The organism is Haloarcula sp. CGMCC 1.6347 (genome assembly GCF_037078395.1).
Lineage (GTDB): Archaea > Halobacteriota > Halobacteria > Halobacteriales > Haloarculaceae > Haloarcula > Haloarcula amylolytica.
Genome location: NZ_JAYMGX010000001.1, coordinates 396475 through 415575 on the forward strand (window position 1 = coordinate 396475; position 19101 = coordinate 415575).

General features: G+C 64.3%; 20 protein-coding genes. 10 read left to right on the plus strand and 10 right to left on the minus strand.

Annotated elements, in window-relative coordinates; genetic code table 11:
* Positions 1-81 precede the first annotated feature (81 nt).
* Entirely contained in the window at positions 82-2598 is a 2517-nt protein-coding gene (locus VI340_RS02125; RefSeq protein WP_008310755.1) for an efflux RND transporter permease subunit, read from the minus strand.
* Positions 2599-2601: 3 nt separating this feature from the next.
* Complete coding sequence (locus tag VI340_RS02130) at positions 2602-4527, minus strand: COG1361 S-layer family protein (RefSeq protein WP_336357678.1); 1926 nt, start codon at positions 4525-4527, stop codon at positions 2602-2604.
* 204 nt (positions 4528-4731) lie between these two features.
* On the opposite strand from VI340_RS02130, the gene VI340_RS02135 reads away from it, so the two are divergent.
* The gene (locus VI340_RS02135; protein WP_008310751.1) at positions 4732-5364 is read left to right on the plus strand and encodes a TetR/AcrR family transcriptional regulator; all 633 of its coding nucleotides are present in this window, start codon (positions 4732-4734) and stop codon (positions 5362-5364) included.
* A 54-nt stretch (positions 5365-5418) separates the two neighbouring features.
* Here VI340_RS02135 and VI340_RS02140 read toward each other — a convergent pair whose 3' ends face one another.
* On the minus strand, positions 5419-5973 hold the full coding sequence (locus VI340_RS02140) for a response regulator (protein ID WP_336358184.1): 555 nt from the start codon (positions 5971-5973) through the stop codon (positions 5419-5421).
* Positions 5974-6097: 124 nt separating this feature from the next.
* On the opposite strand from VI340_RS02140, the gene VI340_RS02145 reads away from it, so the two are divergent.
* Both VI340_RS02145 and VI340_RS02150 read left to right on the plus strand, forming a co-directional pair.
* On the plus strand, positions 6098-6706 hold the full coding sequence (locus tag VI340_RS02145; protein ID WP_336329900.1) for a hypothetical protein: 609 nt from the start codon (positions 6098-6100) through the stop codon (positions 6704-6706).
* Positions 6707-6782: 76 nt separating this feature from the next.
* Positions 6783-7070, plus strand: coding sequence for a hypothetical protein (locus tag VI340_RS02150; protein ID WP_008310747.1), 288 nt, complete (start codon positions 6783-6785; stop codon positions 7068-7070).
* Here VI340_RS02150 and VI340_RS02155 read toward each other — a convergent pair.
* Complete coding sequence (locus VI340_RS02155) at positions 7067-7918, minus strand: NAD(+)/NADH kinase (RefSeq protein ID WP_336329899.1); 852 nt, start codon at positions 7916-7918, stop codon at positions 7067-7069. The genes VI340_RS02150 and VI340_RS02155 overlap by 4 nt on opposite strands.
* A 108-nt stretch (positions 7919-8026) precedes the next feature.
* On the opposite strand from VI340_RS02155, the gene VI340_RS02160 reads away from it, so the two are divergent.
* Entirely contained in the window at positions 8027-9151 is a 1125-nt protein-coding gene (locus VI340_RS02160; RefSeq protein ID WP_336357679.1) for a KaiC domain-containing protein, read from the plus strand.
* On the opposite strand, the gene VI340_RS02165 is transcribed toward VI340_RS02160, so the two are convergent.
* Positions 9148-9861 (minus strand): DUF4013 domain-containing protein, encoded by a 714-nt coding sequence (locus tag VI340_RS02165; protein ID WP_336357680.1) that lies wholly within the window; start codon positions 9859-9861, stop codon positions 9148-9150. The two genes, VI340_RS02160 and VI340_RS02165, sit on opposite strands and share 4 nt — an antisense overlap.
* A 157-nt stretch (positions 9862-10018) precedes the next feature.
* Here VI340_RS02165 and VI340_RS02170 point away from each other — a divergent pair, with 157 nt between their 5' ends.
* Positions 10019-10462: a universal stress protein gene (locus VI340_RS02170; RefSeq protein WP_008310741.1), complete on the plus strand. Its 444-nt coding sequence runs from the start codon at positions 10019-10021 to the stop codon at positions 10460-10462.
* A gap of 2 nt (positions 10463-10464) precedes the next feature.
* On the opposite strand, the gene VI340_RS02175 is transcribed toward VI340_RS02170, so the two are convergent.
* Positions 10465-10896 carry a universal stress protein gene (locus VI340_RS02175; RefSeq protein ID WP_336357681.1) on the minus strand — a complete coding sequence of 144 codons (432 nt, stop codon included), beginning with the start codon at positions 10894-10896 and terminating at the stop codon, positions 10465-10467.
* A gap of 69 nt (positions 10897-10965) precedes the next feature.
* Positions 10966-12816: an ATP-binding protein gene (locus VI340_RS02180; protein ID WP_336357682.1), complete on the minus strand. Its 1851-nt coding sequence runs from the start codon at positions 12814-12816 to the stop codon at positions 10966-10968.
* 87 nt (positions 12817-12903) lie between these two features.
* Here VI340_RS02180 and VI340_RS02185 point away from each other — a divergent pair, with 87 nt between their 5' ends.
* From VI340_RS02185 to VI340_RS02200, 4 genes are all read left to right on the plus strand, one after another.
* Positions 12904-13695 carry an endonuclease/exonuclease/phosphatase family protein gene (locus tag VI340_RS02185; RefSeq protein WP_336357683.1) on the plus strand — a complete coding sequence of 264 codons (792 nt, stop codon included), beginning with the start codon at positions 12904-12906 and terminating at the stop codon, positions 13693-13695.
* A 43-nt stretch (positions 13696-13738) separates the two neighbouring features.
* Positions 13739-14074 carry a DUF7113 family protein gene (locus tag VI340_RS02190; protein WP_008310737.1) on the plus strand — a complete coding sequence of 112 codons (336 nt, stop codon included), beginning with the start codon at positions 13739-13741 and terminating at the stop codon, positions 14072-14074.
* Positions 14075-14163: 89 nt separating this feature from the next.
* The gene (locus tag VI340_RS02195; protein WP_008310735.1) at positions 14164-14514 is read left to right on the plus strand and encodes a winged helix-turn-helix domain-containing protein; all 351 of its coding nucleotides are present in this window, start codon (positions 14164-14166) and stop codon (positions 14512-14514) included.
* Positions 14514-14816, plus strand: coding sequence for a hypothetical protein (locus tag VI340_RS02200; RefSeq protein WP_008310733.1), 303 nt, complete (start codon positions 14514-14516; stop codon positions 14814-14816). Before VI340_RS02195 ends, VI340_RS02200 begins: the two co-directional genes overlap by 1 nt.
* Positions 14817-14822: 6 nt before the next feature.
* On the opposite strand, the gene VI340_RS02205 is transcribed toward VI340_RS02200, so the two are convergent.
* Together VI340_RS02205 and VI340_RS02210 are read right to left on the minus strand one after the other, a co-directional pair.
* On the minus strand, positions 14823-16073 hold the full coding sequence (locus VI340_RS02205; RefSeq protein WP_336329893.1) for a DNA double-strand break repair nuclease NurA: 1251 nt from the start codon (positions 16071-16073) through the stop codon (positions 14823-14825).
* A gap of 137 nt (positions 16074-16210) precedes the next feature.
* Positions 16211-16603 (minus strand): DUF7522 family protein, encoded by a 393-nt coding sequence (locus tag VI340_RS02210; RefSeq protein WP_008310728.1) that lies wholly within the window; start codon positions 16601-16603, stop codon positions 16211-16213.
* A 170-nt stretch (positions 16604-16773) separates the two neighbouring features.
* Between VI340_RS02210 and gpmI the strand changes: the two genes are divergently transcribed.
* On the plus strand, positions 16774-18333 hold the full coding sequence (gene gpmI / locus VI340_RS02215) for a 2,3-bisphosphoglycerate-independent phosphoglycerate mutase (RefSeq protein WP_336357684.1): 1560 nt from the start codon (positions 16774-16776) through the stop codon (positions 18331-18333).
* Between the two features lie 17 nt (positions 18334-18350).
* Here the strand turns inward: gpmI and VI340_RS02220 are convergent, their stop codons facing one another.
* Complete coding sequence (locus VI340_RS02220) at positions 18351-19019, minus strand: RNA 2'-phosphotransferase (RefSeq protein WP_336357685.1); 669 nt, start codon at positions 19017-19019, stop codon at positions 18351-18353.
* Between the last annotated feature and the right edge of the window lie 82 nt (positions 19020-19101).

Genomic DNA, 19101 nt, shown 5'->3' on the forward strand with positions numbered 1-19101 from the left:
GCGATGCCCGCAAATAAAGGCTTCAATGGCGTGTTTCGCCCGAACACGACCGGCAGTGGAGTCGTGCCTCGGGGCCGCGGATCAGTCGTCGCCGTCGACGGATGCCGGTGGACGCGACCGCCCGAGCCCGAGTATGCCACGAACCGACCAGTCGGCGTTGAATACCCGGTCCCAGACGACGAGCGCAGAGGGGATCACCAGGAGGGACGCGAGGAAGGCGTACGCGATTGACAACGCTGTCAGGATACCGAACTGGCCGATTGCGGGGAACACAGCCAGCCCGAGCACGCCGATTCCGAAGGTCGTGGTGAGCATACTCCCGAACAGCGCGCCGCCGGTCCCGCGGACGGTCCGGTCCAGCGCCGTTTCGAGGTCGTTTTCCTCGAACTCGTCGGCGAACCGGTGGGTGACGTGGACCGAGTAGTCGACACCCAGACCGATAGTTATCGCCAACATCGTCGCTGTGAGCGCGTTGAACGGGATATTGAGTAGCCGCATCGTCCCGCCGAGCCACGCCACCGTGACGACGACGGGGATGATGTTCACGAGGCCGAGCGACGGCCGCCCTTCCAACATATTGTAGATGAGGATGAGGAACACCGACGCGCCGATAAGCGCAATCGCCAGTGACTGGATGGCCGACTCCAGAATCAGGTCCGAGACGGCCTGGAACACGACGACCGAGCCGGTCGCCGTCGCCTCGTACCGGAAGTCGTCGGCAACGTCTCTCGTATCGGTGGTCACCTCTGCGTCGGTCGCGTCCGATTCGACCGTGTAGACGACGCGTGCGCTCCGATAGTCCTCGGTAATGTAATTTAGCGCCGTACTGCGGGCCGGCGAGTCGAGCAGATACTCGTAGATCTCTTCGAGGTTATCGTCCGGGACGCCGTTGTCGTTCCGGTCGTTGCGCTCGACCATCCGGCGGAACTCGGGGTCGCGCTCGGCCTGGTCCTGGATGACCGTCACGATAGACGTCGAATCAGCGCGTCCGTCCTCTCGGATGAACGAGTCCGGCGGGTCGTTACCCGCCCGATACATCTGTTCGAGCGCCGCGTCGTTCCGCATCGGCCCCTCTACGTACACCGTCGCCTCACTGGACTGTGTCGTGTCGAACCGGTCGTCGAGGAAGTTCGTCACCTCCGTTACGGTGTACTCGCTCGGGGCGAACGGTTCCGGCAGGGCCTCGACGAAGTCCGGGTTCTCCTCGGGCGGCAGGAAGTCCTCCTGGCTGAACGACGTCGAGACGCCGGTGGCGTAGTAGCTGGCGCCGACCGTGGACACGAGGACGATGACGAGGAAGATGACCGGGGCGCGGTTCGAGATGACGACGCCGCCGCGCAACACGTCACCGAGTGCGGAATCCTCTGCACCCAGCGGCGTCTCGCTGAACGTCGGGATTGGGTAGCGCTGGCGGAGTCGGTCAAGCTCCACCTTCGCGGCGGGTAGGAACACCCCAAAGATGAGGAAGGTGAAGGTGATACCGACGGAGGCCACGTAGCCGAAGTCCTGAATCGGCGGTAGCGCGCTGGTGAGGTTCGCGGCGAACCCGATGACCGTCGTCCCGGTCACGATGAAGAAGGCGACAAGCAACTGGTCGGTCGTGATTCGCATCGAGTCCTGTATCGACGCCCCGGTCTCACGCTCCTCGCGATACCGATTGACGGCGTGAATCCCGAAGTCGATACCGACCGCCAGCAACAGCGGCGGCACGGCGATGAGCATCTGCGAGAAGGGGATGCCGGCAAGCCCCATGAAGCCGAACGTCCAGACGACGGCCATAAACAGCGCGAGTAGGCCAAGCGCCATGTCCGCGAGGTCGCGGTAGGCAATCGTCAGGAAGAACAGGATGAACAGCACTGCCGCGGGCACGGTCAGGATGAGCGAGTCGCCGACGACGTTCGAGAACTCGTCTGCGACGATACCGCTGCCGAACAGGGTGATGCCACCGTGGTCAGCGCTGGCGACAGTGAACCCGGCCTGTTTCTGAATGCTCGTCAGCGGACTTGACCCGCCCTGTCCTGACCCAGAAGAGATTCCGGCCGGGACCTCGTGTGTGACGACGCCGATTGTCGCCGACGCCGAGGCGGCTTTACGGTTGAAGTCCTTGCTCAGCAGCGATTCGAACCGTGGGTTCTGCTCGGCCGCGCGCCTGACGGCGGCATCGATCTCACCCGGTGTCGCAGACTCGACAGCATAGACCTGTTGCTCGGTCGTGGTCGCCTCTGGATCTACCTGCTGGGCGACAATGCTGGCGGCGCTTGAGGTCGACGTGACACGGAGCTGTCCGTGCTGTTCCAGCCGATGCTGTGACCTGAGCATCCGGAGCAGCGCCGGCTTCGAGAGCACGTTGTTCTCCTGCTGGATGAGCTGTGTGCTCCCTGTATCCGGAGAGAAGGGCGGCGAGAACTTGTCGTTGACCTCCTGTAGTGCCTCCTCGGCGGGAAGTCCGGTCGTAAACTGCGACGTCCCGGAGTTGGTCGAGACGCTCCCGAGGCCGGCGCTGAAGACCACCGTCACGACCAGGAAGAGGAGCACCACCTTCCGTGAATCGTGGACGATGCGGTCGTCCGCCCAATCGATGTAGCGCTGGTAGTCCATGCGTTAGCGGAACCTGAAGTAGCCGCCGATGGCCAGGGCGGCCACGAGTGCGACGCCGATAATCGCCGTCAGCGGCGAACTGCCACCGCCGGAGTTGGTCACGGAGATCGGGAGGCGGTAGGTGTCGGACGTCGGCGTATCTCCGTCCGGCTCCTCGTACTGGAAGTCCACCGAGACGGGGTAGCTTTTCGTCATCGCGGAACCGCTTGCGCTGATACCGAACTCGATGGTCGTCGACTCGCCCTGGTCGAGGCTGTCGACGTACGCCTGATCGTCCGACACGGAGATGGGGGACTCGGCGAACAGCTTCGCCTCGATATCGGTCAGTCGCTCGCCGGCGTCGTTGGTGATGGTCACTTCGAGCGTGCTGGACCCGCCAACGTCGACGGACGCGTTCGTCGTCTCGACGATGAACTCGTCAGCGCTGCCGTCGACGCTCTGCCGGATTTCGAGCGTGTCGCTCTCGCGCTGGTCGCCCTCGCTGTTGCGGTAGTTGGCGACGAAGTCGAACTGCCGCGGGCCGGAGTTCGCGTTGTCCGACACGTCGGCGTCGAACGAGACGGTCGTGGACTCGCCCGGTTCGAGGTCGCCGACCGCGTACTGGGTCTCCTTCGGCGAGATGTTGTCGTGGGTGCTCGCCCAGTTCAGGACGACGTTGCGGACTGTTCGGTCGCCGGTGTTCGTTAGGGACGCTTCGATGGTTCCGTCATCGCCCGCCTGGAGGGTCGACTCCACGTCGCCCATGGCGAAGGACTGTTCGGGTTCGGGCGTGAGTCCGAGCGAGATGTCGTCAGCGACGCCGGCATCGCCTTCGGGGTCGTCGTAGCTCACTGACGCCGACAGGGCGTAGCTCTGTGTCTTGGCGTCGTCGCTGGCGCTTGCGTCGACGCTCACCGTTCGCGTTTCGCCGGGCTCCCAGGAGCCGACGAACTGCGACGTGGACTCGGACTGCCCGAACGTAATCGCGCTGTTCTGCGTGGTAAGCGACACTGTCGCGTCCGAGACAGTGACAGGACCGTCGTTGCGCAGGGTCACGTTGTAGGTCCCGGAATCGCTGACAGCGACGGCGCTATCGGTACTTTCGACGGTGAACGTTTGCTCGGGGTCGGGCGTAATACCGAGCGAGGAGGCGGTCGTGCTCTTTCGCACCCCGTCCGTGTCGTCGAAGTCGACCTGAAGGTCGAACTGATACGGTTCGGCTCTCGTATCACCGCTCGCACCGACGCGGTACCGGAGGGTACGCTGTTCACCGGCCTCCCAGGTGTCGATAAACCGGGAGCTGCTGGCGTCGCCACCGACTGTGAGTTCAGAGTTCGTCGATTTCAGCGTCACCGAGGCTTCTCGGGCCGGTTCATCGCCGGTGTTCTCGACGGTGACTGCGACCGTGCCGGTCGAGTCGACGCGTGCGCCGGAGTCGACGCTTACCACGTCAAAAGCTGCATCGTCGTCGATGTCGAGTTCGAGTTCGATCCGTTTGGTCGCGGTCTCTTCGTCCCGTGCACCGTCGTTTTCCGAAATGTAGCTCGTGTACTCGTATTCGACGATGACAGGAACAGTGTAGCTCCCGGGACTTGCGTCGTCAGCGACGCTGATGTCGAAGGAAATGGGTTGGGTCTTCCCTTCCGGGACGGAACCCACAGCCTGTTTGCTCGTTGTCACCGTAATCGGGGCGTCACCGTCGTTGACTTTGACTGTGGTCCCGCGGGCGGTCGTCACCTCGCTGCTCTGGACACCCTGGGTCGAGGACCCGGAGTCGATCGTTCCGCTGTTGACGAGGACGACGTCGAGTGTCGTCTCCTCACCGGGCGTGACGGTATTATCGACGAACGTTGCGTCGAAGTCGGGGCTCCCGGTTACGGCGGCGATCGCCGTTCCGGATGCCATGAGCAATGCGACAACTGCCAGCGTCAGTAATGTTCGTGGTTTCATGCGTAGGGACACTTCGGACATTCCTTGCCGTTGTTTCTGTCTGGAGCGGACGTCATGCTTGGGAGATCGGGATATGTACCCACATACGTCTGTGCAGACTCCCGCCCGAACCGTGTACATCGAACGAACGTTCGGTCGCCTATCAACGTTGTGGTTCCGTAACAGTGGGAAGATATTTACTGCCCGAACGAATATTCGGTCGGGATGACTGATGGAATTCCGTTCGCCGGGGAGCCAGCGGACTCGCACGAGGCGATAATGCGGGCCACGTTCCGCGCCCTCCGGGAATACGGGTACGCCGGACTTTCGATACAGCGAATCGCGGACGAGGCCGACCTCAGCAAATCGACGTTCTATCACCACTTCGATGGCAAGGAGGACCTCCTGCTGTCGTTCCAGGAGTTCATCCTCACGGAATTTAACCGCATCTTTCAGGTCGAATCCACCGGCGACCCCGAACAGGACATCAAGACGTTTGTCAGCCTCGTTCTCGACGATTTCCCGGACTGCGTCGAAACGCCGGACAAGAACGCCGTCCTCGGGTCGTACGTCGAGATGCGCGCCCAGGCGGTTCAGAACCCGGACTTCCGCGAGAAGTTCACTGAGACGGACGAACTGTTCGCCCGGCAACTCGTACAGATCATCGAGGACGGCATCGAACAGGGGGTCTTCGCCGACGTCGACCCCGAGACGGTGTCGCGGTTCATGATCACGATACTCGACGGCGTGATTCTCCAGAGCGCAACTCGTAACGACAACCCTGTCGCCGAGGTTCGGGACACTATCGACGAGTACATCGAAGAGACGCTGATTCTCGGTACCTATAGTAGCCATTGAAAATCAATGCACACCTGATCGCACGACGGCAGTGCGATCAGTGTGTACATCGTTTCAATTGTTACTATAGCTTCGGCTTATCGACTGGTACGTCTCCTTCAGCTCCTCGAAATCGTCGTTTTCGGCGTGCAGCACCCACTCCAGTTCTTTTGCCCGTTCTTTCAGCCTGGTGTACTCGTCGCTCGACTCCAGTTGTGATGGGGATCTCTCGCGTTCCAGCACGGAGAGCTTCGAGGAGATCCGGAAGTACTCGTCGAGCCTGTCGTCCTCGTCGGGCCTGTCGAGGTGCTGGTCGAGCGCCGACAGAAGCGTCGACTGGTCGACCGGCTTCTGGAGGTAGTCGTCGAAGGGCATCTCCAGAATGTTCAGGTCGGCGTCGACTGCGGTCAGCATGATGATGATGCCGTCGTACCCCCGCTCGCGCAACTGCGACAGCACGTCGTCACCGTGGACATCGGGCATGCGCCGGTCGAGCAACACGGCGTCGAACTCCGGGCCGGCAGCGTCGAGCGCCGCCTGCCCACTGTACGCGACAGTCGTCTCGTAGCGCTCGCCGAGTTTCAGAGCCTGCGTGTCGGCGACGTCGTGCTCGTCGTCGACGACGAGCACCCGCGGCGGACCGCCTGTAGTTCTTGACACGGTATTACACCGTTCTAGGGCTGGCAACTGTATATGTTTTATCAGCAGCCGCCTCTCGAAAAGCGTTAACCGATGGCCCATTGAGTGTGTACCGATGAGCAAGTCGTCGGCGGGCACAGGCGGTCGACATCGCCTCGGGAGCCTCGCGGCCGTGGTCGGTTGGATAGGGGCAGGAGCGGTCGTGCTCGCCACCGTGGCGCTGGTGGTGCAGTCGGTGTTCTCGCTGGGGCTCTCGGAACAGGTCACCGTGGGCCTCGGCCTGGCGCTCGGTGGGGGACTGGGTGGCGTCTCCTATCTCCTGGTGACTGATTCGCCCGGCGAGGCGACCGACGAGACGATGACGGTGTCGGCAGACGTCGAGCGAACACCGGAGCCACAACCGGTCGATCTCTTCGACGGTCATCCGGACCCGGTGTTGTACTTCGCCGACGAGGGGCACGGCCCAGTCGTGCGTGCAGCCAACGAGGCGTTCGGGACCACGTTCGACGTGCCGTCCGACCGCCTCGACGGAACGGCGCTCTCCGAGGCGCTGCTCGTGGCTGGTATCGACGAAGTGGACGCCGAGACAGTCAGTACAGTAGACCTCGATGTCGTGGCCCTCTCGACGGCACTCGACGAACCGAGGCAGTTCCGACTGCGGACGGCCGGCACCCAGTCGACTGGCTACCTTCTGCTCACACCACTGGGGACAGCGGGCGATTGAACGGCCGAACGCCGCTCACGGGTCGGCGGCGTAACGGAACTTTAAAGATTCCATCCCGGCGAAATTCTGGATAGGAATGCTCGCGTCACCGCTGCAACTCATCGATAGTTTCCTGCTGAACTACACCATCGGTGATGTCCTGCTACTCGGCTTTGTCGGTGGGCTCGTCGCAATTCTCCCGCAACGGTCGCTCCGGATGCTGGGGCTGCATACGATTGCGCTGGGCGCACTGCTCGTGATTACGCCGGCGTCGGCGATGGAACCAAGCAGTGCGAGCGTCCTCGCGTCGTCGTTCCAGTACAAACTGTTCGGCCTGGTGCTGCTCGTCCTCGCACCGGTGCTGTACGCCGTCGGTCGGCGTTAGGCTAGCTTGTCCAGTGCGGTGAAGAAGTCAAGCGGCGGCCCGGCGAGCCGGACCGGTTCGCTCGCACGCGAGACCGTAATTCGCTCCGGCGGGACCACGTCTTCTCTGACCCGTCCGTCGCTGACGACGACGCCGCTGTCGGCGTCCGTGAGTTCGACGACGATTTCGCTGTCGACGTCGACGACCAGCGGCGGCGTCCCCATTTCGTCTGCCATCCCGGTGATGATGAGGCCGGCCACGTCGGGATGGACGAGCGGGCCGCGTTCGCTGAGGTTGTACGCCGTCGAGCCGGTGGGTGTCGCCACCAGCACGCCGTCGGCGTGACCGGACGTGTACAGCGAGTCGTCGACGTACACGTCGAGCGTCGCCCCGCCGCCGTGACCGCGGCGCTCGCCCTGGACGACGACCTCGTTCAGCGCCGGCGACAGCTCCCAGTCGTCGCCGCTGGCCTGGAGCCGCGGCTTGGCCCGCGTTCTGGCGCTCCCGGTCTTCTGGATGTGTTCGACCTCCGCGACGACTGTCTCGACGGCTTCTTCGGGTGCGATAGCGTTCAGAAAGCCGACCTCGCCGAGATTGACGCCCAGGATCGGCGTCGACCCCGCGCCGCGGGCCGCGTACAGAAACGTCCCGTCGCCGCCGATGCTCACGACGAGGTCACAGGCGGACATCTCATCGACCGGGGCCGAATCTGGTACGGCGGCCTCCCACGCGTCGTGGTCTCCCAGCGCCCCGGCGGTCGTTTCGTCCACGACGACGGCCGCCGACGTGGCGCGCAGTCGGTCACACAGTGTACTCGCAAGCGACATGGCCCGGTCGTTGTCCCGCTGCGCGACGATACCGACAGTCATTGCCGGACGTTCCCGCCGGCCGCATATAAACCCTCTACGACGGCAATTATATCCGTCCCGACGCGTATCCACTTCCATGGGCCGTTCGTGTGGCTGGTGGTCGTGCGTATGAGCGGGGACGACGGGTCCGACGACGACTGGTTCGAAAGTGCGCTGGACGACGAGGACGGCGACAGCGAACAGACGGATACCGACGATACTTCGGCGACACAACCCGAGAGCGACGCCGAGGAGCCTACATCTGCGGACACTGGGCCGTTTGCGGCAGACAGTGACGAGAGTGATAGCAGTGGGGGCGACAGCCCCTTCGACGACGATGGGGGCACTCCCTTTAACGAGGAGAGTGACAGCAGCCCGTTCGACGACGGCGGCGATGACCCCTTCAACAGCGGTGGAAGTGAGGCCCCCGATACCGACGCTGGGTCCTCCGGCGACGACGGCGGCGGGCTCTTCGACGACGACTTCGCCACCGCGTTCGAGTCCGCCGGCAGCGGCGGCGGTGACAGCGACAGCGGCTTCGAGGAGGAGTTCGAGTCCGACATCCCGCGGGTCGACGTCGGCATCGAGGGCCTCGACCAGATGATTCAGGGCGGGATTCCACGGCGTCACCTCATCGTCACCATCGGCTCGGCCGGCACCGGGAAGACGACGTTCGGACTGCAGTTCCTCCACCACGGCCTGCGGAACGGCGAGAACGCGGTGTTTCTGACCCTTGAACAGTCTCACGATGCGATACTGGACACCGCCAGCGAACGCGGCTGGGGATTCGAGGAGTACGAGGAACAGGGCCAGCTAGCGATTGTCGACCTCGACCCGGTCGAGATGGCAAACAGCCTCGACAACATTCGTGGCGAGCTTCCGGCACTCATCGAGAAATTCGACGCCGACCGGCTGGTGCTCGACTCCGTCTCGCTGCTCGAGATGATGTACGACGACCAGTCCCGTAGACGCACCGAAGTGTTCGATTTCACCCGGTCGCTGAAACAGGCCGGCGTGACGACGATGCTCGTCTCCGAAGCCAGCGAGAGCAACCCCTTCGCGTCCAGACACGGTATCATCGAATACCTGACCGACGCGGTGTTCATCCTGCAGTACGTCCGGTCGGACACCGGTGAGACACGACTTGCCGTCGAGATACAGAAGATACGGAACGCGAACCACTCCCGGGAGACGAAACCCTACGAGATAACGAACGACGGTATCTCGGTCTACCAGCAGGCCAACATCTTCTAAGCCGTCGCCGTCCCGACCGACTCCGGTTCGTCCCGCTCGTCGAGTGCGGCGTTGTAGCCGCCGGCCCAGAGGTCCGTCGCGACGACCAGCACGTAGAAGGTGGCGAACGGGCTGAGAATCACGGCGAGGAGCGAACCGAGGAACGGTATCACATTGAGCAAGTTCACCACGACGTTGACGGCGATGAACAGCGCAATCGAGACCAGCCACGGCGTCGCGTACTTCGGGGACAGGACTAACTTCCGTAGCGTCCCGAAATCGAACCCAGCACCGAACTCGCCGGTACAGGCGAAGTGGATGATGGCGGCCGTCGCCACGTAGCCGAACACCAGCGACAGGACGAACGAGATCGCCAGCCCGCCGAAGAGGCCGGCCAGGCCGGCACCCGCTCCGGCGCGGGTCCCCGTCGCCATCGCGAACAGGCTGCCGCCGACGGTCACCCCGAACACGACGAGCGGGACGAGCATGTACACGATGCCGATGACCCAGGCCTTGAGACCGTCGACGAGCAGTTCGCCCCAGTCCTCGAACGCCGGCGGCTCTGTCGCCCCGTCCGCCCGTTCGCGGACTGCCTGAACGAGATAGCCGTACACGAGGATACCGGGTACGAGGAGAAAGGCGAGGAGGCTGAGAACGCCGCCGATGAGGACGGTCACGGTCCAGTCGTCGTCTTCCATGGGATATCTGAGTGTATCTTCGAGCGACTCCATGTTTCTTGGTCACACCCTACATAATTAGTTACAGACACCTTGCCGGGTTATTCGCTCGGCTTACCGCAGGACTGCGATGTGTCGATTCCAACACGATTCCTCTCAAATCGCGCCAGCTTGCGGAACCAATAAATCACAACCGGGCGACAGGAGGGATATGGTACTACTCGTGCCCTTCGACGGTTCGGCCCTGTCGAAAGCCGCGCTAACGCGGGCGATGGAGTTCGCGGACTACCGCGACGAGGACATCACTGCGCTGTCCGTTATCCCGGACGATGCGGCGTACGCGCGGGAACGCGGCTGGATCGACGCGGACGAGGTGTTCGATACTGAGACCGTCGCCGACCGGATGCGAGAGCAGGCCGAGTCGGTCGCCCCGACGGCGTCGTTCCGCTACGAGGTCCCGGAAGACGTGAGCTCGATGGCATCGACGACGACAGATATCACTCGGACCATCAGAGAAGTCGCTCACGAAGAGGGGGCCTCAATCGTGTTCATCGGCAGTGAGAACGCCGGACGGGTGTCGACACCGGTCTGTAGCGTCGGTTCACCGGTCTCAGAAGACCCACAGTACGACGTCCATATCGTCCGGCACCCGTAGCGCTATCTGACGACGGTTACGGGGACGGACGCCCGTCTGACGACGATTTCGGCGACGCTGCCAAGCAGGATGCGGGACATCCCCGAGCGGCCGTGGCTTCCCATGACGATCTGGTTGATGTCGTGTTCGTCCGCGTACTCCACGATTACCTTCGTCGGTCGCCCGACCTCGATGACGCGTTCGACGGACTCGACACCGGACTCGGCCACTTCAGCTTCGAGTTCGTCGAGCAGGTCCTCCGCTGTGGCCTTCTGTTTCTCGTACCACTCCTCGGAGAAGGAGGGAATCGATGCCTCCGCGCTGTAGCCGGCCTCTGCAGGGTTGATGACGTGCAGGAGAACGACCGTCGCGTCCGGATACTCCTCGGCTGCGAACTCACACGCTTCCGTTGCCTGGTCGGAACTGTCGACCGGAACGAGGATTCGTTTTGCCATACGTCCCATTCCGCTGGGGTCGGTTTGAATCTTCGGCCCGCTGCAATCGGTGAGCGGGTCTTCGGTCTGTCAGTCTCGCCCGTGACGGGTCACACACGTCGACAGACCAATTAGTTCGACTGGCTCGGAGTTATCCGGTGAGTAGACGACCCGCTGGCCCTTCTCCATGTAGGGGACCTTCGATTCGAGGTTGCTGGGGATGTTCACCGCCGAGATGGCGTCCTCGTCGCCGAGATTGAGTACCATCGTCGTGTTGATCTGCTTGAACACCGGGTCGGCGATGTCCTGGGGGTCCTGCGTGATGAGATACAGGCCGAGGCGCTCCTTCCGACCCTGTTTTGCGGCTTCGGTGAACTTCCCGATGACCTTGCCGGCCTGGACGCTGTCGGCGTCGGTGAGGAAGTTGTGGGCCTCGTCCATCCCCAGCACGAGCGGCGTCTCCTTGATGCGGTCGTAGTCCGGGTCGTTCGAGAGCTTCTGGTCGATGAGCAGGCTGGAGACGGCCAGCACAATGGTCGATGCCGTCCGGGAGTCCGTGATGTGGTACGTCGGGATGACCGTCAGCCCGCCGTCGCGGACGAACTGCGATATCTGATCGGTGATGGGGCGAGCGTCCTGGTCGAAGACAGCGCCGAAGCCCTGAACGCGGCGCTTGACGGCGTCGAACGTGGCCTCGTGGACGTCGCCCGCCTCGTCCAGTTCCTCCTTGAGCGCGGGGTCCCCGAGGAAGGTCCGGAAGTCACTGTACGTGCCGCTTTCGCCGTATTCTCGCTCGAACCGCGGGAGCAGCGTGTTCACCAGCGCGCCGTACTGGTTGTCGTTCAGGCTGGAGCCGGCGATGAGCCAGGGGTTGTCGTGGACGAGCGAGAACGGGATGGTGAACTCCACCTGCTCGGCGCGGTGGTGGCTGGCGTTGTAGTCGGCCCCGGCCACCTTCGGAACGAAGGCGATGGTGTCGTCGTGCCCGCCGTAGGCGACGCCCTCCCGCTCACAGCGGCGCTCGAACTCGTCGGTCATCGCGGGGTTGTCGTCGTGCATCTGCGCGTACTCGTCCTGGGGGTCGAACTGGACGACGGCGAGTTCTGGCGTGCGGCCGTCGCCCATCTCGTAGGTCCGGCCGAGATACTGCCGCAGGACGTTCTTCGAACTGTGAGTCTTCCCGGACCCGGTCCCACCCGCGACAAGGGTATGCCGGAACACGAGCGGGTCGCCGGCGTCGTAGTCGTCTTTCAGCCGGTAGTCGATGGTCGGCGGCTCGGCGGCCGTCCGGACCTTCTCACCGCCGACGGCGAGATGACCCAGGAAGACGCCGTCCTCGGGAATCTTCAGGCCGGTTTTGATCTCGGATTTGTCGGTGGCCTCCCGGACGACGGTTTCGGGTTTGGGCACCCGGTCGGTCATCCGCCGCTTGAGTTCGCCACCGTCGCTGTACAGCACTGCAACCGGCTCAAGCTCGGCGATGAATTTGAAATCCCGCTCGTCGATGCCCCGCTCGCGCATCGCCCGCCGGGCGTGGATCTCTGTCGCGTCGTCAGCGTGGAACTCCTGGGCGTATTCCAGCGCCTTGATACGACAGAACAGTCGCTCCCCGTCGGGGTACGGAACGAGCAAGTACGTCCCGATGCGAAGCCGCGAGCGGTTCCGCGCGGTGACGTACGCGCGCAGGACTGTTTCGTCGGCTTCCTCGCTGATCCGGAGGCCGTTCGCCGCCGAGAGGACACCGAGACCGGTGTCTGTTCCGGCCGGTGTCACGTCCATATCTTCGAAGTCGTCGTCTGTCGATTGTGCTGTCGGGTCCGTGCCCCCCGACGCGTCGACAGCCTGGTCGCCGTCGTCGGCCGTCTCGGCAGAATCGGCGGCCTCGTCGTCGGCCGCCGCGTCGTCGCCGTCGAAATCAGTGAAATCCCCGAGGTCGGACATACCCCAGTTCAGGGTAGCCGGGGATTAACACCTTTCCCCGGCAGCATGAATGTGAAACCTTACCCGGATGGCTGTCAACGAACGCATATGAAGCCGACGCGGGTGATGTCTTTCAATGTGCGGTACGACACCGCCGGGGACGGGGGAGACGGGTGGCCCCACAGGCGGCGGCTGGTGGCGGGAATACTCCGGTATCACGACCCCGACATTATCGGGATTCAGGAAGCGATGACCCACCAGCTCCGGGAGCTAGAGGTGTTGCTGGACGGCTACGAGTGGGTCGGTGACCCGCGTGACGCCGTCGACGCCGGTGGGGAGCACACGGCCATCGGCTACCGGGCCGAGCGCTTCGACTGCGCGGCCACGAACACGTTCTGGCTCTCCGAACAGCCCGCCGAGCCGAGCAGCGTCGGCTGGGACGCCGCATACCCCCGCGTGGCGACCTGGGCGCGCCTCCGTGATCGCGACACTGACGAGGATCTGCTGTGTCTGAACACGCATCTGGACCATCGAGGGGCTGACGCGCGGGTCGAGGGCATCGAACTGGTTCTCGACCACCTCGATTCCATCGCCCGTGAGGCCCCCGCGGTCGTGACCGGCGATTTCAACTGCGTCGTCGGCGAACCGGCCTACGAGCGGGCCGAGGGCCACGAACTCCCGGACGGCCGCACGCTCGTCGACGCCCGCGACACAGCGACCGCGACCCACGGCCCGACGACGAGCCGGACCGATTTCCACAACCTCCTCCCCGAGATGGGGATCGACCATGTGTTCGTCAGCGAGGACGTGGCCGTCGACACCAGAGCGGTCATCGCCGACCGCGACGACGACCACTACGGCTCCGACCACCTGCCCGTCGTGGTCGACTGTGAACCCTGACCCGAGGGAGAATCTTTTGCCTGTGTGGCCCCTACGTGTAACTATGTTGCTTATTCGGGGGACCGCGGGCGGGACGGCGCTGACCGGGACGCTGTACGAGCCGGGTGAGGAGCCGCCCGAGTTCAAGGGCGCGCCGGACGAGGGGACGCCCTACGTCTGGGTCTGTGACGCTTTCTACGAGGTCGAAAGCGGCGGACAGGTCCAGTCCATCGACGACCGCGAGATCCGAATCGCCTTCGAATCCCCGATGCCCCGTGGCTTCGAGACGCGCGATGCGGCAATCGACGCGGCCAAAGAACATGTCAGAACGCAGTTCGCCCGGCTCGGCGTGGCCGGCGAGACGGTCGACGTGACGGTGCAGCAGGCCGAGACGGCGTAGCCGACAGGTCTGTGGAGAACGGCGGCCCGTTTTCTGAGTCAGCGAACGACCAGTGAGTTATACCAATGTGACGGGTGAACCCACTGCGCGTGGCCGAGGACCCGTCCCCGACCGAGGTGTTCGCCCTCCTCGACGATGACTACGCTCGCGCGCTCCTTGCAGCCACGAGTCACAGACCGATGACAGCAACCGAACTCAGCAACGACTGCGACATGTCACTCTCGACCGTGTATCGCCGCCTCGACGCGCTTGAGGACTGCGGCCTCGTCGCCGCTCGAACGCAACTCGCGGACGACGGGCACCACGCGGACGTGTACGAGGCACAGATGGACGCGCTCACTGTGCGGCTTACCGACGGGACCTTCGACGTGACCCTCTCCGTCGAGTCGAAGACACACGAGTTCGCCGACGCTCTAGTGGATCTCTGGGAGGGGCTCTGATGGAGTTTGCCGGCCTCTCCGCCGAAACGTGGGTTACCGTGAACACTGCTTTCCACCTCGCACAGACGGGGGTCGGGCTGCTCATTGCTGCATTGGCGCTCGTTGGCTACCGTCGACGACGGACCCGCTCTATGCTCGCACTGGCCGTCGGAATCAGCCTCCTCACCTTCGTCTCGTACCTCGTTACCCTCAGTGCCGTGCAGGTCCTCCCGCGAGTGGTGTTTCCCCTTCCGGGAACTATCACAGAACTCGTCGGGCTCATCGCCCTCCTGTACGCCATCGTTCTGGCCCGCCGCGATTAGCACGCTTCAGAACGATTCTTCGACGGCGCCCCACCGGATATCGTTGAACTCCCGCTCGCGGTCAGTCTCGAAGGTCCGCTCGATGCGGCGAGTGAGTTCCTCGCTCCCCTGGCGGTCAATTTTGGCGAGTTCGTCGGCCTTCCCGATAGCCAGCGGCGGCCCCTGCTCGCGGGCCACATCGTGGAGTATCTGCCGCGTGAGTTTGGCCCGGCACTCCGGGTCTTTAGTGAACGCGTACGGGGCCTCGACGCGGAACACGAGGTCGGAACGTGGGTCGTAGAGGACGAAAAACGTCACTTCGTAGGCTTCGGGGTCGAGCGACCGCTCGATGCCCAGCGCGTCGCCGTCGGCGGCCATGATGCCGTCAGTTCCGCCCCGCGAGCGGAACCAGTTCGTCGCAGTGAGACAGTCGGTCTGCAGTTCTCCCTCGTCGTCGCGTCGCTCCAGAATTCGGCGGAAGAAGGCGGTGTCGTTCACCCATGGGGCGTTGGTCTTGCGCCGCAGCGCCCGTGTGAGGGCCTTCGTCGAGGAGTTCTTGATGAATCCCACCATCGGAACGTCCCGTTCGACGAACCGCTCGACGAGGTCGACGTAGTTGTTGACCACCGTCTTCGGGCGGTCGTCCTCGGCAAGCAGGTCGGCCAGTTCGGTGTCGCGGTCGGCCCAGCGGAGCACGCCGGTCGGGTAGATCGGCCCGTCGAGGATGAACAGGTCCTCGACCACGTCGGCGTTTGTCAGCGCGTGCTGGCTCTCCGCGAGGTACAGCGCCAGCGCGTGGACGACCCGCTGCTCGTAGCGGTCGACCTGTGGCACGTCGAGGACGCGCCGCTTGGCGTAGCCGCGGTCCCCGCCCTGCCAGTCGCCGTCGAATCCCAGCGTCGCGTCGTTCGAGTGGACGGCCATGATAATCGTTCGGCCGCGGTGGAGTTCGACGTCCGAAGGTACGCTGCCCATCGCCGCCTGTGCCACGTCCAGCACCAGCCCGTTCTTGAACGTCGTGGGATTGATAGTCCCCGAATCCAGGCCGTGCTGGGTCGGAAACGGCGGGTCCGCCAGCGCGATATCCTCGATAGGGACCTTCCGGCGGCGCTGCTCGTCTAGCGGTTCCAGAATCTTCGTTCCGTCCTGCCACAGCGGGTCGAGAAAACTCTCCCAGACTTCCTCGGCGGCCGCCTCCTGGTCGCTCGTCTCGACGGTCTCGCGCACCTGCCCGGCGAGCTTGGCGATGCCGTCGACGTGGACCGGGTCCAGCGTCATGCCCGTGCGTTCGCGGGGACGGGCATAACCCTTTGGTCACCTGCCGATTCGGCGCTTATACTGTCGGCTGTCCGTCTGTGACGAATTCCGCCACTCCGGGGTTGGCGAATATCTTGTAACAGTTACAGCCGACAGTATTACTCCTTGCCGGACTCTTCACGGAGGATGCGTTCGATGGCCTCGGCGATCTCCTCGTAGGACTGCATCGTCAGGCCGTCCGTGGTGATGAGCACGCCCTGGCGCTCGGTCGTCGCCCGCAGGAGGTAGCCGTTAGAGAACGCGCGGACGGTGAAGCGGTAGTCGCCCAGTTCGGACTCCTGATATGCGTTTTTCGTCTGCTTGTACCCCTGCCACTCGTGACCGACGAAGTCGTTGAGGTCGGCGTCCTGTTCGAGGTCCTCCCGCAGGTAGAGTTGCTCGAAGTTCGCACGCGTGAAATACGTCACTGAACGGAGCGAGTCACCCGTCGCTGTCCGGGCTGTCGTGACGATTGCGTCGGCCAGATCGTCCGAGAGAATGTTCCGAGTCATGCCAGACCGAAGGCGGGCCTCCCTCTTAATTTCAGGGTTCCCGATACTGGCAGTGATAGCAGGGTAGTGATATGGAGTACCGACACCAGAACCGCCGAATTTCGCATTATCGACCGTCACGTTCGGGGCTGACCGACAGTGTATTAGGCCGGTCGCGTGACCCACCGGGTATGGACGTCGGACTCATCATCTTAGACGGGTGGGGCCTGAATCCGGACGACGATGTCCGGGATGCCGTCGCCGCCGCCGACACGCCGAACTTCGACCGCTACCGAGACGCAGGCGCAGCGTCGACGCTTGCCACCCACGGCCGCCGGGTCGGTCTCCCGGAAGGTCAGATGGGTAACTCCGAGGTCGGCCACCTCAACATCGGGGCCGGCCGCGTCGTCAAACAGGACTCCGCCCGCGTCAGCGACAGCATCGCCCGCTCGCGGGGCCAGTCGCCACCGGACGACGCCGCACAGGACCCGCCGTTCTTCGAGAACGAAACGGTTCTGTCGGCATTCGAGCACGCCGAGGAACACGGCGGTCGAGTCCACTTCATGGGCCTCGTTTCGGACGGCGGCGTCCACTCCTATCAGGACCACCTCCACGCGCTCATCGAACTCGCCGGCGAGCGCGGGACCGACGCCGTCTCGCACGCCTTCACCGACGGCCGCGACACCTCGCCGACCGGCGGCGAGGACTACCTCACCGACCTCGAAGCCCACGCCGAGGCGCACGGAACTGGCCACGTCGCCACCGTCTGCGGCCGCTACTACGCAATGGACCGCGACCAGAACTGGGAGCGGACCCGCCGGGCCTACGACGCCATCGTTCACCGCGAGGGCGACCACCACGCCGCCGACGCTGTCGCGGCCGCCACTGAATCCTATGCCCGCGACACTACCGACGAGTTCATCGAGCCGACGACCGTCGGCGACCACGCCGGCTTCGAAGACGGCGACGCGGTCATATTTTTCAATTTCCGCTCGGACCGCGCCCGACAGCTCACCCGGATGCTCGGGGATATCCGCCCGGAGGACTGGGGGGCCGACACCGAGCCGCCGGCCATCCGACTGGTGACGATGACGCAGTACGACGAGACGTTCGACCTGCCGGTCGCCTTCCCGCCGAACCAGCCCGAGGACGTGCTCGGCGAGGTGCTTTCGGCGGCCGGGAAGACCCAGATCCGGCTGGCCGAGACGGAGAAATACCCCCACGTCACCTACTTCCTCAACGGCGGCCGGGAGGTCGCGTTTGACGGCGAGAGCCGCGAAATCGTCGACAGCCCTGACGTGGCGACCTACGACATGCAACCGGAGATGAGCGCGCCGGAACTGGCAGACACCGCCATCGAGTTCATCGACCGCGAGGACCCCGACGCGATGGTCCTGAACTTCGCCAACCCCGACATGGTCGGCCACACCGGCGACTTCGACGCCGCGGTGACCGCCGTCGAAACCGTCGACGAACAGCTCGGCCGGCTGGTCGCGGCGATTGGGGCCGCCGGCGGCCACACTCTCATCTGTGCCGACCACGGGAACGCCGACGACATGGGGACCGTCGATGACCCGCACACGGCCCATACGACCAACCCCGTCCCGTTCATCTACCTGGCCGCCGACGGGACCGCCGGCGGCCGGACCGCCCGCGACGGCGGGACGCTGGCCGACCTCGCGCCGACGATGCTCATGCTCATGGGCATCGACCAGCCGGAGGCGATGACCGGCACACCGCTGGTCGAATAGCGGGCGACGCGATCACGCTATTTTTCGAGCAGTGAGAGATACCCCGGCGGCACGCGGTCAGTCGTGTACGTCTCGGTCCCGCGCTTGACGATTCGGCGGTCGTCGGCCTGCATCGCCGCGGCGTCGACGACGAACACGACGGGGTCGGCGGCGTGGCGACGCCCCACCTCGCGGGCCGCCGCGACGGAGTCCGAGAGGTGGACCGTCTGTCGCCCCATCGGCTTCAGTCCCGCGTCGCGTATCGAGGCGGCGTTTCGCGGCGCAGTTCCGTGATACAGCGTCGTCGGGACCGGGTCGTCGGTCGCGTCGAGAGTCACGTCGACAGAGTGCCCGTAAGCCGCCCGAACGCGGCCGCCAGCGGCTACTGTGCTTGACTCGTCACTGGTTCCTGTCCGCTCGAACCGTCCTTTCGGGTCCGTGGCGATGACTCCAGCCAGTGCCTCGCCGTCGGCCCAGTCGTACTTCCGCTCGACTGCGGTCTGGAGGGACGCGAACGCCGTCCACCCCGCTTCGTCTACCTCGATGCCTGCGTCCTCGGGAAAGTGTCTGAGCGCTCCCGAGGTAAATTTCGAGAGCTGGCGCCGCCGTGCGCCGTCGAGAACGAGGGTCCCCTCTCTGTCACAGACCGGGCACGCATCCCCCTCGAAGAAGCTGTCCTCGGGACAGCGACGGACCGCATCTGGCATGGTCGGGAATGAGCCACGACCATACAAAAGCGTCACGCGGACGTGACGACGGCCCGCGTATCGACAGCTGTCCCAGACGCTT

Bases quoted from the DNA above. Each gene is read 5' to 3' on its own strand.
- VI340_RS02125 (WP_008310755.1), bottom strand. From the start codon at position 2,598: ATGGACTACCAGCGCTACATCGATTGGGCGGACGACCGCATCGTCCAC.
- VI340_RS02130 (WP_336357678.1), bottom strand. From the start codon at position 4,527: ATGAAACCACGAACATTACTGACGCTGGCAGTTGTCGCATTGCTCATG.
- VI340_RS02135 (WP_008310751.1), top strand. From the start codon at position 4,732: ATGACTGATGGAATTCCGTTCGCCGGGGAGCCAGCGGACTCGCACGAG.
- VI340_RS02145 (WP_336329900.1), top strand. From the start codon at position 6,098: ATGAGCAAGTCGTCGGCGGGCACAGGCGGTCGACATCGCCTCGGGAGC.
- VI340_RS02150 (WP_008310747.1), top strand. From the start codon at position 6,783: ATGCTCGCGTCACCGCTGCAACTCATCGATAGTTTCCTGCTGAACTAC.
- VI340_RS02155 (WP_336329899.1), bottom strand. From the start codon at position 7,918: ATGACTGTCGGTATCGTCGCGCAGCGGGACAACGACCGGGCCATGTCG.
- VI340_RS02160 (WP_336357679.1), top strand. From the start codon at position 8,027: ATGAGCGGGGACGACGGGTCCGACGACGACTGGTTCGAAAGTGCGCTG.
- VI340_RS02165 (WP_336357680.1), bottom strand. From the start codon at position 9,861: ATGGAGTCGCTCGAAGATACACTCAGATATCCCATGGAAGACGACGAC.
- VI340_RS02170 (WP_008310741.1), top strand. From the start codon at position 10,019: ATGGTACTACTCGTGCCCTTCGACGGTTCGGCCCTGTCGAAAGCCGCG.
- VI340_RS02175 (WP_336357681.1), bottom strand. From the start codon at position 10,896: ATGGCAAAACGAATCCTCGTTCCGGTCGACAGTTCCGACCAGGCAACG.
- VI340_RS02180 (WP_336357682.1), bottom strand. From the start codon at position 12,816: ATGTCCGACCTCGGGGATTTCACTGATTTCGACGGCGACGACGCGGCG.
- VI340_RS02185 (WP_336357683.1), top strand. From the start codon at position 12,904: ATGAAGCCGACGCGGGTGATGTCTTTCAATGTGCGGTACGACACCGCC.
- VI340_RS02190 (WP_008310737.1), top strand. From the start codon at position 13,739: ATGTTGCTTATTCGGGGGACCGCGGGCGGGACGGCGCTGACCGGGACG.
- VI340_RS02200 (WP_008310733.1), top strand. From the start codon at position 14,514: ATGGAGTTTGCCGGCCTCTCCGCCGAAACGTGGGTTACCGTGAACACT.
- VI340_RS02205 (WP_336329893.1), bottom strand. From the start codon at position 16,073: ATGACGCTGGACCCGGTCCACGTCGACGGCATCGCCAAGCTCGCCGGG.
- VI340_RS02210 (WP_008310728.1), bottom strand. From the start codon at position 16,603: ATGACTCGGAACATTCTCTCGGACGATCTGGCCGACGCAATCGTCACG.
- gpmI (WP_336357684.1), top strand. From the start codon at position 16,774: ATGGACGTCGGACTCATCATCTTAGACGGGTGGGGCCTGAATCCGGAC.
- VI340_RS02220 (WP_336357685.1), bottom strand. From the start codon at position 19,019: ATGCCAGATGCGGTCCGTCGCTGTCCCGAGGACAGCTTCTTCGAGGGG.